A 13,461-nucleotide genomic window follows, 5' to 3' on the forward strand; every position below is an offset into this window, starting at 1 on the left:
TAAGCCCTCGTAGCGTGATAATCGACCAATGAGGCGACGGACCTTCGTCCGCAATGTCGGTGGCGGCTCGGTAGTCGGTCTGGCCGGTGCCGGCTGTCTCGAGCGCGAGGACGAAGCGCCGAACGGAGAAGAAGAAGTTCCACCCGAAGAAGACGACGGAACGCTCCGAATCGCGACCTACTCGTCGATGATCGATGGCGAGAATCCGGCCGGAGAGTGGCTTTCTGAGGGGTTTCAAGAGGAGTTTCCCGACGTCGAAATCGACTGGGTGGTCCCCGAAGCGGGAATCGACCACTTCATCCAGCGCGCACGGCTCGAGACGGAGATCGGAGCCGACGTCTATCTCGGATTGACGATCAGTGAACTGATTCGCGTCGACGACATCCTCGAGAGAAGACTGTTCGAAACGCTCGAGCGGGACCGACTCGAGCGAGACGGTCGCGTCCGGGACGACCTCGAGTTCGACGACCCGCTCGACAGAGCCATTCCGTTCGATTCGGGCTATCTCAGCCTCGTCTACGACGAAACCGTGCTCACGGAACCGGCGTCGTTCGAGGATCTGACGTCGGCGGAGTACGAAGACAGCCTGCTCGTTCAAGACCCCCGACACTCGGATCCGGGACGGGCGTTTCTACTGTGGACCGTCGCGGAGTACGGCGAATCGTTCGACGAGTACTGGCGGGCCCTCCGAAGAAACGGCGTCCAGATGCACGAGTACTGGTCGACGTCCTACCGCGAGAACTACCTCGAGGGCGCACGGCCAATGATCGTCTCGTATTCGACGGATCGGGTCGGTGCGAACGCAGCCGACAGGGACCTCGACGGTCACCGGATCGCGACGCCAGACGACCGGGGCTACGAGATCAGAGAGGGCGGCGCAATCTTCGAAAGCACCGACAAAACCGCACTCGCGTACGAGTTTCTCGACTTCGTGCTCTCGAGCGATGCCCAGGCCGAACTCGCCGTACGGAACGCTCAGTACCCGGCGATCGAGCCAGATTATCTCGATCTCGGATCGGAGTTTACGGCCTATGCACGCCGACCGCCGGAGACCATCCGCTTTTCCTACGACGAGCTCAGAGACGGGTTGAACGAGTGGCTAGCCGTCTGGGTCGACGAGTGGAGCGACGAGCTAGACGAGGACGATCCGGCGGCCGACCTCGAAATGAACGAGACCGTCTCCGATCCGCCCGAAGCAAACGAGACAGCATCCGATTCGATCGATCCCAACGAAACCATGGCCGACTCGACCGACGACGATGGGGGGACGGAATCCGGTGGATAGCTGAGACAGCGATCGCTCGTCGTAGGCCGAGGTTACCGTACACTGACCGCTCGAGACCTGCGCAGTTTTATCAGCGAGAACGTGGTACGTCGTCGCGCATGGTACTCAAACGGCTACTCAGCGGCGACCCATCGAAGAGTTCGAAGCTCTATCTCGCCATCGGCGTGCTTTCGCTCGTGAAAGCGATCGCGGTGCGAAAGGATCCGAATCGATTCCGGCGGGAACTGCTCGATGCCGGGCTCTTTCTCGGCGTCGGGATCGCACTCAGAAAGTACAGTCAGCTCAAAGCGCAGAAGCGATCCGAGATCGAATCGCAGCTCCCGAACTGGCTCGGAGACGTCGGCGGCTCGGAGGGTAGGTTCGACTCCGGATCGGAATCGACGGTAACCGGATTTCAGTCGCGTGCGAAAGAGCGTCTTCAGGGACGGTCCGAACCGGAACCCTCGCTCAGGGATCGGGCTCGGGGAATCGTCTCGAGCCAGTGAGACGATAGGGCTCCGGAGGACGGGTCAGTTCGGCCTCAAAAGAGGTCCTGGGTCAGCTCGAGAGTTTTCTCGCGGTCGTCCCAGTCGACGAAGAGCGCGACGCTGGTGGCGCTCGTGATGACGTCCTTGAGGTGGATTCGTTCTTTCGCGAGCGGGTTGATGATCTCGCTGACGACTCCGGGTCGGTTGGGGAGTTCGCCCCCGGTCACGCGAACGACGGCGATCGGTGAGCTAACAGTGACACTCGAGAGTTCGTCTCGGGCGATGACTTCCCGGTGGAGGATGTTTTCGGCGCGTTCGGCCTCGTCCTCGTCGATGTAGAACGTGATCGTGTCCATTCCGCTCGCGACGGCATCGATGTTGATGTCGCTCTCGCTGAGCGCCTCCGAGAGGTGATGGAAGATTCCGGGCTGGTTACGGATGGCCCGGCCAGCAACCGTCAGACAGGCGAGTGGCCGTTCGCGAAGTCCGACGAGACTCTTGAACTCACCTTCGATGCTCGTTCCACCGGAGAGAAGATCGCCGTGTTGGTAGTGGACGACGCGAACGTTCAGTCGCCCGTCCTTGTACGACAGCGCAGATGGGGCAACGACTTCGGCGCCCCGGAACGAGAGGTTTCGAAGTTCGTCGACGGAAATCTTGCCAACGTTACGCGCACCCTCGACGACGCGCGGGTCGCCGGTCATGACGCCCTCGACGTCGGTCACGATGACGACCTCGTCGGCGTCCATGTACTTGCCCATCATGACCGCGGTCGTGTCGCTTCCGCCGCGACCCAGCGTCGTGATCGCGCCGTCCGGTCCCTCCGCGAGGAACCCGGTGAGGACGGGGACTTCCTCGTCCATCGTTTCTGAGACCTCGAGCGCCCGTTTCTGGCTCTCTTCGACGTTGACCTCGCCGTACTCGTCGGTGACGACCGGCCATCCCTCCTTTCCTGGCTCTAAGAATTTGGCATCGATTCCACGGGCCGACAGCGCAGCCTTGAGCATTCTGACCGAGGTTCGCTCGCCCATACTGACGATCTGCGCTCGGTCGGCTTCGTCGGTCTCGAAGGTGATATCGTCGAGCAAGTCGTCCGTGGTCGATCCCATCGCGCTCGCGACGACGGCGATCTCGTGGCCGTCCTCGACGGCAGCGGCGACCGAATCCGCGGCGCGGTTGATCCGCTCCCCGCTGCCGAGACTGGTCCCTCCAAACTTGGCTACAACGCGCATACTGGCACCTCGTCGGTCCGTGCTCGCGTACCGGTGGCGTGGCTCATACCCCGCCGTTACCAGAGCGAGCAAATAACTGTGTCCCATTGATTCCGCTTTTATCCCACATAGGAAACGAGCGAACGTGATCGCCGCCCGCAGCCGGGATTTATGTTCGTGCACAACATTACCACACCACGATGAACGTACGGGACGCACTCGAGGCCGACGCGGACGCGCTGGCGGCGATCGCGGACTCGCCGACCGACGTGATGCGAAACCTCGTCCACGATCGGACGGTCCGCGTCGCCGAGGACGGCAGCCACGATCCGAACGCGGACGTCTCGAGTTCACAGTACGACGGCTCGAATCCCGAGGATCTGCTTGGATTCATCAGCTTCGATGCGCGCGAAGACACCGTTCACGTCACACAGATCGGCGGAACCGAAGCCGCCTGCGAACAGTTGCTCGCGGAGCCGGTCCGGTTTGCCGAGCGGGAGTCGATGGCCGTCGAGATGCTGGTGGCAACCGACACGGACTCGATCCGCGACGCCGCCGAGGAACTCGGTTTCACGCGCCAGGGAACGGGCCCGCGGTTCGACGGTGCTCGGACCGACCGGTTTCGACTCGAGCCGTAGCGCTCAGGCGAATTTCTGGACGGTTACCTCGAGCGTATCGAGGTCGACGATCGGTGCGTAGCCCGCATCGGGATCGATGTTGACGCTCTTTTGGAAATCGGTCTGAGCCTGCCAGCAGCCGGAGTTGATCGCGAGAACGTTGTGGTACTTGCCGAAGCCGAGTTTGTGGACGTGGCCGGTGTGGAAGATATCCGGAACGTCGTCGATGATCAGGTAATCCCGCTCCTCCGGTGCGAGGCGGGTGTGGCCGCCGAACTGCGGTGCGACGTGGCGCTTTTTCAGGAGGTGGTACATCGCCTTGTGCGGTTCGTCGTAGCTCGCTTTCTCTTCGGGCAACTCCGCGATGACCTCGTCGAGCGAGACGCCGTGATACATGAGGACGGAGACGCCCTCGAGCGTCACCGTCGAGGGATTACTCACGATCTGAGGATCGTGAGCGGACATGATCTCCCGGAGGTCGTCGGTGAATCCCGGCTGTGGCTCGGCCAGCCGAACGGCGTCGTGGTTTCCGGGGATCATCACGATCTCGATATCGCCGGGAACGGCCTTGAGGTACTCGTTGAAGGCTTCGTACTGGTCGTAAATGTCGACGATGTCCAGTTCGTCGTCCTGATTCGGATAGACGCCGACGCCCTCAACCATATCGCCTGCGAGCAACAGATACTCGACGTGCTGGGCCTGTTCCGTGTGGAGCCACCGGGCGAAGTCGTTCCAGGCGTCGGCCATGAACTCCTCGCTGCCGACGTGAACGTCGCTGATCAGCGCCGCCTGAACGTGTCGGTCCGCAGTCGACGGATCGTGCGTTCGAGGCACGTCCGGAAAGTGCATCGAGTCGACGAAGGCGATTCCCGCGTCGTCCGAAAGCGTTCCCTCCATCGCCAACACTTCGTCACGGAGTAACTCCCCGACCAGATCGGCATACTCGCGATCTTTCATCACCAGCCAGGGGAAGGTTCCCGTGGCGTCTTCGAGTTCGATCAGCCAGTGACCGCTGGCAGTCGACCGGATATCGTTGACCAGCCCGACCATCCCGACCTCGCTTCCGCCGGACATGCTCTCGATCGCCGTCGCCGGACGGTGATTGATCCGGCTTCGAAGCGAAGAGCCGAGTCGCTCGAGTCGATCCCGAAAGACGGAGACGAAATCCTCGTACTCGCCGGTCCCCGTACTCGAGCCGGTCATATCCCCGTCAATCTCGATCGATCGTCGCTCGAGATCGGTGGATCGAGTTTGCTCCTGACTACATTCCTTCGTTTCAACTGGAGACGGAACATCAGACAGGTCCGTTACGTGTGAGGGTTTTCCAGTCGAAGTGGAGGGGTGTTCGTTCCCCTCGGAAGCAGCCGGTCCGCCGGACGATGAGCTCGCTTCGAGTGCGGCGTCGACGTGATCCGTTCGAACGACCAGGGCATCGTCGGGCAGTTCGGTGAGGATCGACTCGAGCAATGCGTCCGGATCGTCGGCGGACGAAATGCGCGTGACCGCCTCACGCTCGGCGTTATAGCCGCGACTCGTGAGCTCACTGACGATCCGAGCCGGCCCCTCGAGTGGCACACTCCTGGCATTCGTGACTGTGCAGAAAAGGATAGCGAAAGCTCGGTTGGACGGTGAGTTTTCCTCGGTGCCAGCGAGCAGAAAGTTGATTGCTCACCCCATCAAAACCCAGAGCGATGAGCGGTCCCCACTCTGACGACTCTCGCTCCAGCGGTTCGGATTCCGACGAGTCCGATCCAGACGACACCGTCGCCGGAGAGTCCGGATCCGAAAGACCCGGAAGTTCGAGAACTGACGACGAACGAACGGGTTCAGGGACCGTCGACACCGACTCGGCCAGAGCCGCGACGGACGAAAGCGACGAACCCGACGTCACCATCGAGGACGACGGGCTCCTTCGATGGTTCGTTCGGACGGACGACGGAACGGTCGTTCTCGTCCGAGACGTACTGAGCAGCGTTGCACTGGTCGCGGTCATCGGCCTGTTGCTCTTTGGAATCAGCGGGATCTGGCCGCCGCTTGTCGCCGTCGAAAGCGGAAGTATGGAGCCGAACATGCAGCGCGGCGACCTGATTTTCGTCGTCGCGGACGATCGGTTCGTCGGTGACGGGGCGACCGAAGGAACCGGCGTCGTCACGCTCGAGAACGGCCAGAACGCCGGTCACGAGAAGTTCGGCCAGTCTGGAGACGTGATTATCTTCAAACCGGACGGGAGCGACTATCACACGCCGATAATACATCGCGCGCATTTCTGGGTCGAGGACGGTGAGAACTGGGTGGAGACGAAAGCCGACGAGGACATCATCGGCGGTTCGACCTGTGAGGAGGTTCCGACCTGTCCCGCCGAACGCGACGGCTTCGTCACGAAAGGCGACGACAACAGCGGCTACGACCAGTACGGTGGAGCCAGAACTGACGTCGTCCAGCCCGACTGGATCACCGGGAAAGCGATGGTTCGAGTTCCGTGGCTCGGCCACGTCCGCCTGGTGTTCGACTCGCTCCTCGGCGGACTGGTCGCTCCGATTCCAACGGCTCCGGGAATCGGTTCACCCACAGGTGCGATCGGTACCGGTCTCGAGGCCGGGGGCGTCGGGCTCGCTGGGGCGACAGGGAACGTCGGTACGGCCGGAACGATCGGATTCATCGGCGGAAGCATCGGCGTCGGCGGAATCGGGGTCGCTGCCGGGCGTCGATTGTAACCTCGTCGGACTCAGCTATCCGTCGTGATCTCGAGCGAGAGATCGTCGCCGTCTTCGAGGACGTAGTCGGTCGGCTCCACGTCGGTGTCGTCGACGGCGAACGTCAGTTCCGTTCCCGACTCGTCCCCACGATACGTCGTTTCCTCGTAGCTGACGACGTGGACGTCTCCGTCTCTGCGGTAGGCAAAGTGGGGAAGGACGTCGATTCCCGCGGCGAACGTTACGGGTTCGTCGCCCTCCATATACCAGAAATCGGTGTCCTCGTGGAGATGAAAGTCCATCGAGTAATCGTCGGCGTGCTCGGCCTGAAACCGGTCTTCCGAGAGATCGATCGCCGAGTCGTCGACGACGATCTCGATAGTACCGAAGCCGTGAAGCTCGGGTGGTTCGGCAGAATCATCGCGGTCGTCGAACAGACATCCGGAAAGCGCGACGACAGCGGCGGTCCCGACGACGACAGTTCGTCGTCTCATACGTGATCGGTTCGACTCCAACTATATCCGCCCGTCGATGATTCCTGTGAGCGGAAAAGGGACGGCGATCGCGGTCGAAAAACGGCGAAGGCGGACAGAGGCAGGTGGCGAAGTGGAAGGTCGAACGCGAGGAATCCACTCGAGTTAGTTCTCGAAGCGAGCCTGAACGAACGGCTGGACGTCGTCGATGTCGCTCAGTCGAGAGTCAGAGAGCAAGACGGCCTCCGTCTCTTCGAGTGGAACCGAGAGGCTGATCTCTTTGGTTCGGCCGTAGCGTCCCTTCGAGACGACGACAGCGTTGACGATCCCCAGCATGTCGAGTTCGCTGATGAGATCGGTTACTCGACGCTGAGTCAGAACGTCCGCGTCGATCTCATCACAGAGGCGTTTGTAGATGTTGAACACTTCGCCGGTGTTGATGCTGTGAACGCCGTTTTTCTCGAGTAAGATGATCGAAAAGAGGACGAGTTTGCTCTGGGTTGGCAGCGTCCGGACGACCTCGACGACGCGGTCGAGTTCGATCTTGTCCTGGGCCTGACGGACGTGTTCTTCGACGATGGTTTCGGCCTGGGCGCGTTCTGCGAGTTCTCCCGCCGTCCGAAGCAAGTCGAGCGCGCGACGCGCATCACCGTGTTCCTGGGCCGCAAACGCCGCACAGAGCGGGATGACGTCATCCGACAGCGCACCACCTTTGAACGCGACCTCGGATCGATGCTGCAGGATGTCTCGCAACTGATTCGCGTCGTAGGGTGGGAAGACGATTTCCTCTTCACCGAGGCTGGATTTGACCCGAGGATCGAGGAAGTCAGTGAATTTGAGATCGTTCGAAATACCGATAATAGATACGCGGGAGTTCTCGAGTTCGGAGTTCATACGCGAGAGATTATAGAGCGTGTCGTCACCGCTCTTCTCGACGAGTTTGTCGATCTCGTCGAGCATGATGACGACGACCCGTTCCCGGTAGTCAACCGCATCGAAGAAGACGCTGTAGACCCGATCGGTTGGCCAACCGGTCATCGGCACTTCCTCGAACGAGTCCCGGTCCGTCTCGAGTTCCTCGATACGGTCTTCGACCGCGGCCGTCGAGTCGAACTCCGTCGACTCGAGCGGGTGGGGAGATGATCCCGAATTTTCGGCGTTCGAACCCGGGGAACGCTCTGTGGCTCCCTCCGAAGATGTGTCCGACGAACCTCCCGGCGTACTGGACGGCGAAGACCCCTCTGTTTCACCTGGAGATTCGAGAGACTGGCGCTCATTGTCGTCTCCAGATGAAGCGTGATCATTACGCGTGCGAGAAGCGTCGTCGTGGGTCGAGTTTCCGTGAGAGTCGTCGGACGACGGATCGAACAGATCGGATCCGAGATCGACCGATTGCGAATCTACCTCCTCGTTCGCGGCGGTAACGTCGTAGTCGTCGACCGCCTCGAGCAGGTTCTCGAGAGAGTCGATTCGATCGTCGATACCCGCCACGTTCGTTTCGATGAACTTGTTCGCCAGCTGTGCGAGGACACGATACTGGGTATCGGTCACCTCGCAGTTGATGTACTCGACGTCACAGGGAACGCTGTACTTCTGAGACGTGCTCTCGAGTTCCTTACTGACGAACTTCGCGCTCGCGGTCTTTCCCGTTCCAGTCTTTCCGTAGATGAGGATATTCGATGGCGTCTCACCGCGAAGCGCTGCGACGAGAATCGTGGCCATCTTGTTGATCTGGTCCTTTCGATGGGGGAGTTCGTGGGGGGTATACGAGGGACGGAGGACCTCCTTGTTCTCGAAAATCGGCTCGCCGCTGAGCAGGTCGTCGAACAGTCCCTGGTTCGGCTCATCGGCTCCGAGATCCGTTCCGCTAAGCTCCGTGGAAAACCCGGGCTGTCCATCGATTCCGTCCGAACTCGTCGTGTTCATCTCGTCGTCTGACATTCGTCGTACACGTACCCCCTTATTTCGAGTGGAGAGTGAAATCCAATACCAGGATTATACGAGCGTAGATGGGGCAATACAGCCGGACTCTGAGTATAGCCACCTGGTCTGGATCCAGTTGATGCAAACGAAACAGAGGAACAGCTTGGTAATAAATTCTTCCCTTTAATTCAGCCTTCCAGACTGAATCGTAGACGTTGGAGTCCGAAGTCGGGACCCGAAACTAGATGAGACACGTGATCGATCATCGTCGTGTCGAATCTCCCGTATCGATGCACTCGGCCTTCATTCGATGGATTTCGATCTTCTTTCGATGGGTTTCGATCGGTAGATCTGATAATCTATCGGAGTATTTCGTCGTCCTCGAGAACTGATTCTAATAAACGGAGGTCGGAGAAGACGGTTTCTCGACGTATCGGATCCGAAGAGAGCACCGTTTCAACTCCAGAACGATTATCCGTTCTAGATGGAGCAGCGAGTACGATGCCGAATCGATCCCGATCGACGATGTGGCCACGCGAGAAGTGGTGAAGTCCCAGTCAGTGAAGCTTGATGGATGTCTCACTGCGAGTTGTGTTTGTTGATTGCTAGTTTATGACAATGGCTGCAACCCCCCACCCCTCCGTTTCAACTGGAACGCAGTGAAGGAGGGGAGGGGGATCGAGAGGTCTTATAGATGGAAGGTTTTATTTGGGTGTGTGAGTAATAAGGTCCGTAGCACTAGCAAAATAGTATTTTTACTAGAAGGTATTGGTTTAATTGCTAGTCGTACCTAGATTACATCTCTTATTCGATCTAAGTTACTAGAGCGATCGATATCATCGAAATCCATCACGTTGGGGACTCATTCGGTGGATTTCTCCTCGGCTCGAGTTCCGATCGGTCGATACGGGAGCTCAGACGACTATTCGGGGACTGTCCTTCGGATGGTTCCAGTTGAAACGAGGGGGTGGGGGTGTCGGAACGCGGTTGCTATTTAATCACACGGGTTTGCGGTTGTATGTGTTCAAGGTTCTTGATTTAGCTTCCATCCCAGATTATAGCCTCCATCCCTGATTCATGCGATTGCACACTCCGTCTTGTTTGAACCTCAACTCGTTTGACGTAGGCTTAAGTGAGTTCGGTTCAGTAGTACGCGCAGACACACCCCGTGTGCTGGAGGCCCTATAGATGGGACTGTTCACAGAACTCAAAGATAGTATCTCTCGGGCTACGGACCGCCTGTTCTCCGAACAGGAGCCCAAACGAATCGGTATCTATGGTCCGCCGAACGCTGGAAAGACCACGCTCGCAAACCGTATCGCTCGGGACTGGACCGGCGATGCGATCGGGACGGAAAGCCACATTCCACACGAGACGCGTCGCGCGCGTAGAAAAGAAAACGTCGAGATCGAACGAAACGGTAAGACGGTGACGATCGACATCGTCGATACACCCGGTGTCACGACGAAGGTCGATTACGAGGAGTTCACCGACGAGATGGACGAAGACGATGCCATCCGTCGCTCTCGAGAAGCGACAGAGGGCGTCGCTGAAGCGATGCACTGGCTCCGCGAGGACGTCGACGGCGTCATCTACGTTCTCGATAGTGCGGAAGACCCCATTACGCAGGTCAACACGATGCTGATCGGGATCATCGAATCTCGAGAACTTCCCGTCCTCATCTTCGCGAACAAGATCGATCTGGACGACTCGAGCGTCAAACGGATCGAGGACGCCTTCCCACAGCACAAGACGATCCCCCTATCCGCCAAAGAGGGCGAAAACATGGACGAGGTTTACGGCTCCATCGCGGAGTACTTCGGGTGAATACCGATGCCGAAGGCAACTAACGCGGACGATTCGAACCCGTCGGACGGCGTTCAAATCGATCTGATCAGCGGCGAGCGGATGGACAGCATGGCGACCATGGAGAAGATACGGATGATTTTAGACGGCGTCCACGACGGCAACATCGTCATCCTGGAGGAGGGATTGACGCCGGACGAAGAGAGTCGGCTCATCGAAACGACGATGGCCGAGATCAATCCCGACGAGTTCAACGGGATCGAAATCGAAACGTATCCGAAATCGGATACTCGCGACTCGTCGTTGCTCGGCCGTCTCATGGGTGCCGAGGAATCAGAGGCGAAACTGACCGTGATCGGTCCGGCAAACCAGATAGAAACGCTTCACAAGGACGAAACGCTCATCAGCGCGCTCGTGTCCCGAAACTAATGCCCCACGAATGCACGGACTGTGGTCGGACGTTCCCCGACGGCTCCAAGGAGATGCTTTCGGGCTGTCCCGACTGCGGCGGTAACAAGTTCCAGTTCACGCCGGCGGGATCGTCCGCGAGCGACGAGGCCGACGCGGAAGCCGATCGAGCACGCAAATCGACTGCACGGAACCGGACGTCGACCGCTCGACCGGGAGACTCGAGTCGGACCTCCCAGGATCAGTCTCCTCCGTCGTCCACTTCCACCGATCGCTCCGACGCGTCCGACCGTCCGAAGCGACCGGGCCGACTCGAGAAGCGGGACGTTTCGACGCGAGAGTGGCCGGAGACGGCACGCCGACCCGAAGACCGTTCGTCGTCGACCGCTGACGCGTCGACGGCCGACTCGACCCGGACGCCGGAGCCAAATCCCGATACGGACGTACGGAGGTCCGACTCCGGCACGGACGTCCGGACGTCCGATACGTCTGCGGCCGGAACGGCCGATGGAGAGCCACCGGAGGTGACCGAAGGAAAAGCTCAGTCGAACGCACGAAGCGACGTCGTCTCGAGCGCCGAACTTCCAGCGGAGTGGACATCGAGCGATCCCCCCGACTCGAGTCCCGAGTCCCCGGCCGAAACGCAACCCGAAACGTCCGGCGAGCGGCCTTCCTCATCAGCGCACCATCGCGACGGGCAGACCCCACAACAGGGTGCCGAGGAGAAATCACCGAAAGGCGGGCGAGTCGTCAGCGAGCCGTCGGACGATCAGCCGTCGATCGACGAGTTGCGCGAGGAACTGAACGAACAGTTCGAGAGCATCAAGATCGTGAGTCCGGGGCAGTACGAACTCAATTTGATGGGGCTGTACAACCGTGAGGAGTACATTATCTCCTTGCAAGAGGACGGCCGGTACGTCATCGACGTTCCCGATTCCTGGCGAGACGGCGACGAATAACGCTTTTCCGATCTTCCACGCTGTATCGATTTTCCGCCTTGTGCTCTGTATCGATTTTCCGCCTTGTGCTCTATACCGATTTTCCGCCTTGTGCTCTATACCGATTTTCCGCCTTGTGCTCTATACCGATTTTCCGCCTTGTGCTCTATACCGATTTTCCAACGCGTACGCTGTAGAGCGTTGCAGTGGGACGCTCCGTTCCAGTTGAAATGGTGGCCTCGAGTGCTGAGTAGTTCACGACAAGCAGATGCCTGTCCAATATCATCCTGGCGAGACGATAGAACGCAACTCTTGGCGAGACGACAGCCGTCTCGGCTGCAGCCGGCGGTAAGAAGGATGGATTTAAGCGATACGGGCGATAGCTCCCGACTATGAGCACCCCAACCAAGATCGTCCTCGGAACGGTTGCCGTATCGGCAGTCCTGTCGCTTTTGCTCGTCTTCCAGACAGTCTTCGTCTGATGTTCGAGCCTCGAAATCTCTCGAGTTCGGTATCGGCCGTTCGTGACCTGCACGCACCGGATGCGCTCGTCTTCGACTGTGCACGCGATTTCGAGACGCTTGCGCCCGCGCAGGCGGAGGATCTCGGCCTCGTCGTCGACGGACTCGAGCCGACGAGCTATCCCGACGAGTGGCTGCCGGCCGACACGCCGGCGCTACTCGCGCGGTATGCGGGCTCCGAGTTCACGATCGGCATGCCGGGCGACGGCAGCATCGTCTGGACGCACCAGACAGCGCCGCCGGTCGTGCTGGTCAAACCGCGAATCGAGGGCTCGCCCGATCCATTCGTCGATTTCTTGCTCGCTGAGGCGTTCGTCGAACTCGGTCTCGAGGTTCCGGAACACTTCCTCGGCTTTTTCGAGGCGGAATATCGGGAGTTCGATCGAGCGGTCGATCTCGAGCCGGCCGGCACGTATCAGATCGCAGCGGCGCTGTACGACGGCTGGGTCGGACTCCAGAGCCGAGACGTCTTTGCCGAGTGGCACGCCGACCACTCCGACCTCGCGGCGGCCTGGCAGGACGCCGGCAGCCGACTCGAGGGCCGTGTTTCGGAGCTTCCGCGTGCGGTCGCTCGCGGTGACACCGACTTTGCGGACGCGGCCGAACTCGCGTGTGCGGCGATCAAACACGCACTCGAGTTACCGGCTCCGTTTGCAGCACTCGAGACCGAAGCTTATCGCGACCACGGCTCGTCGTATGCGGTCAGATGGGCCGAGAAGACGTTCGATGCGCTCTCCGAGTAACCGTTCGACGCGCTCTCCGGATGACTGTTCAGCGTGGTTTTTCCTGTCATATATAGTGACAACTACACTTCTGGCACCGAGGATTTCCACGTCCTCCCCAACCGATTCGCTCGCTCACGCCGTTCGCTCGCTCACCCCTCGCACGGTATCGAATCGCGGTTCGCCGTGCTCACCGCGATACAGCGTGCGCCGCGGTGGATCGATCGGTTCGGAATCCCCGTGGACGGAAACACTCTCGAATCCGCAACCCCTTCGCTTCCTCTCGAGCCCCCTCGAATACTCGAGTGATTCGAGTGCAGTACATACTGATGTAATTCGAGCCCCTCGAATATTCGAGTACGTTGAGTACTCGAGTGTAGCGATCTCTCCGTCGTCG

Annotated in this window: 13 protein-coding genes; 9 read left to right on the top strand and 4 right to left on the bottom strand. The window is 59.7% G+C overall.

The features are described 5' to 3' along the window. Positions 1-28 precede the first annotated feature (28 nt). Entirely contained in the window at positions 29-1,285 is a 1,257-nt protein-coding gene (locus tag EA462_RS03180) for a thiamine ABC transporter substrate-binding protein (RefSeq protein ID WP_124177110.1), read from the top strand. 98 nt (positions 1,286-1,383) lie between these two features. Then, positions 1,384-1,770, top strand: coding sequence for a hypothetical protein (locus tag EA462_RS03185; RefSeq protein WP_124177111.1), 387 nt, complete (start codon positions 1,384-1,386; stop codon positions 1,768-1,770). A gap of 35 nt (positions 1,771-1,805) precedes the next feature. Here the strand turns inward: EA462_RS03185 and EA462_RS03190 are convergent, their stop codons facing one another. Next, a complete protein-coding gene (locus EA462_RS03190; RefSeq protein ID WP_124177112.1) occupies positions 1,806-2,984 on the bottom strand; it encodes an aspartate kinase in 1,179 nt (392 codons plus the stop codon). Positions 2,985-3,163: 179 nt separating this feature from the next. On the opposite strand from EA462_RS03190, the gene EA462_RS03195 reads away from it, so the two are divergent. Continuing rightward, positions 3,164-3,601 (top strand): hypothetical protein, encoded by a 438-nt coding sequence (locus EA462_RS03195; protein WP_124177113.1) that lies wholly within the window; start codon positions 3,164-3,166, stop codon positions 3,599-3,601. Between the two features lie 3 nt (positions 3,602-3,604). On the opposite strand, the gene EA462_RS03200 is transcribed toward EA462_RS03195, so the two are convergent. Next, the gene (locus tag EA462_RS03200) at positions 3,605-5,155 is read right to left on the bottom strand and encodes a DNA-directed DNA polymerase II small subunit (RefSeq protein WP_124177114.1); all 1,551 of its coding nucleotides are present in this window, start codon (positions 5,153-5,155) and stop codon (positions 3,605-3,607) included. 116 nt (positions 5,156-5,271) lie between these two features. Here EA462_RS03200 and EA462_RS03205 point away from each other — a divergent pair, with 116 nt between their 5' ends. Next, complete coding sequence (locus tag EA462_RS03205) at positions 5,272-6,294, top strand: S26 family signal peptidase (protein ID WP_124177115.1); 1,023 nt, start codon at positions 5,272-5,274, stop codon at positions 6,292-6,294. Positions 6,295-6,305: 11 nt separating this feature from the next. Here the strand turns inward: EA462_RS03205 and EA462_RS03210 are convergent, their stop codons facing one another. Both EA462_RS03210 and EA462_RS03215 read right to left on the bottom strand, forming a co-directional pair. Continuing rightward, on the bottom strand, positions 6,306-6,767 hold the full coding sequence (locus EA462_RS03210) for a hypothetical protein (protein WP_124177116.1): 462 nt from the start codon (positions 6,765-6,767) through the stop codon (positions 6,306-6,308). Between the two features lie 144 nt (positions 6,768-6,911). Beyond that, positions 6,912-8,687: a Cdc6/Cdc18 family protein gene (locus EA462_RS03215; protein WP_124177117.1), complete on the bottom strand. Its 1,776-nt coding sequence runs from the start codon at positions 8,685-8,687 to the stop codon at positions 6,912-6,914. 1,170 nt (positions 8,688-9,857) lie between these two features. Between EA462_RS03215 and EA462_RS03220 the strand changes: the two genes are divergently transcribed. The 5 genes from EA462_RS03220 to EA462_RS03235 all read left to right on the top strand — a co-directional run bounded on the left by EA462_RS03220 (position 9,858) and on the right by EA462_RS03235 (position 13,085). Then, positions 9,858-10,496, top strand: a complete 639-nt coding sequence (locus tag EA462_RS03220) for an Era-like GTP-binding protein (RefSeq protein ID WP_124177118.1) — start codon at positions 9,858-9,860, stop codon at positions 10,494-10,496. Positions 10,497-10,502: 6 nt separating this feature from the next. Continuing rightward, positions 10,503-10,904 (top strand): DUF2073 domain-containing protein, encoded by a 402-nt coding sequence (locus tag EA462_RS03225; protein WP_124177119.1) that lies wholly within the window; start codon positions 10,503-10,505, stop codon positions 10,902-10,904. After that, a complete protein-coding gene (locus EA462_RS03230) occupies positions 10,904-11,842 on the top strand; it encodes an OapC/ArvC family zinc-ribbon domain-containing protein (RefSeq protein WP_124177120.1) in 939 nt (312 codons plus the stop codon). The genes EA462_RS03225 and EA462_RS03230 overlap by 1 nt, the downstream gene beginning before the upstream one ends. Positions 11,843-12,213: 371 nt before the next feature. After that, positions 12,214-12,303 carry a hypothetical protein gene (locus EA462_RS17970; protein ID WP_449289199.1) on the top strand — a complete coding sequence of 30 codons (90 nt, stop codon included), beginning with the start codon at positions 12,214-12,216 and terminating at the stop codon, positions 12,301-12,303. After that, the gene (locus EA462_RS03235; protein WP_124177121.1) at positions 12,303-13,085 is read left to right on the top strand and encodes a DUF7089 family protein; all 783 of its coding nucleotides are present in this window, start codon (positions 12,303-12,305) and stop codon (positions 13,083-13,085) included. Before EA462_RS17970 ends, EA462_RS03235 begins: the two co-directional genes overlap by 1 nt. Positions 13,086-13,461: the final 376 nt, after the last annotated feature.

The organism is Natrarchaeobius halalkaliphilus, assembly GCF_003841485.1.
Taxonomy (GTDB): domain Archaea; phylum Halobacteriota; class Halobacteria; order Halobacteriales; family Natrialbaceae; genus Natrarchaeobius; species Natrarchaeobius halalkaliphilus.

Bases quoted from the DNA above. Each gene is read 5' to 3' on its own strand.
- EA462_RS03180 (WP_124177110.1), top strand. From the start codon at position 29: ATGAGGCGACGGACCTTCGTCCGCAATGTCGGTGGCGGCTCGGTAGTC.
- EA462_RS03185 (WP_124177111.1), top strand. From the start codon at position 1,384: ATGGTACTCAAACGGCTACTCAGCGGCGACCCATCGAAGAGTTCGAAG.
- EA462_RS03190 (WP_124177112.1), bottom strand. From the start codon at position 2,984: ATGCGCGTTGTAGCCAAGTTTGGAGGGACCAGTCTCGGCAGCGGGGAG.
- EA462_RS03195 (WP_124177113.1), top strand. From the start codon at position 3,164: ATGAACGTACGGGACGCACTCGAGGCCGACGCGGACGCGCTGGCGGCG.
- EA462_RS03205 (WP_124177115.1), top strand. From the start codon at position 5,272: ATGAGCGGTCCCCACTCTGACGACTCTCGCTCCAGCGGTTCGGATTCC.
- EA462_RS03210 (WP_124177116.1), bottom strand. From the start codon at position 6,767: ATGAGACGACGAACTGTCGTCGTCGGGACCGCCGCTGTCGTCGCGCTT.
- EA462_RS03215 (WP_124177117.1), bottom strand. From the start codon at position 8,687: ATGTCAGACGACGAGATGAACACGACGAGTTCGGACGGAATCGATGGA.
- EA462_RS03220 (WP_124177118.1), top strand. From the start codon at position 9,858: ATGGGACTGTTCACAGAACTCAAAGATAGTATCTCTCGGGCTACGGAC.
- EA462_RS03225 (WP_124177119.1), top strand. From the start codon at position 10,503: ATGCCGAAGGCAACTAACGCGGACGATTCGAACCCGTCGGACGGCGTT.
- EA462_RS03230 (WP_124177120.1), top strand. From the start codon at position 10,904: ATGCCCCACGAATGCACGGACTGTGGTCGGACGTTCCCCGACGGCTCC.
- EA462_RS17970 (WP_449289199.1), top strand. From the start codon at position 12,214: ATGAGCACCCCAACCAAGATCGTCCTCGGAACGGTTGCCGTATCGGCA.
- EA462_RS03235 (WP_124177121.1), top strand. From the start codon at position 12,303: ATGTTCGAGCCTCGAAATCTCTCGAGTTCGGTATCGGCCGTTCGTGAC.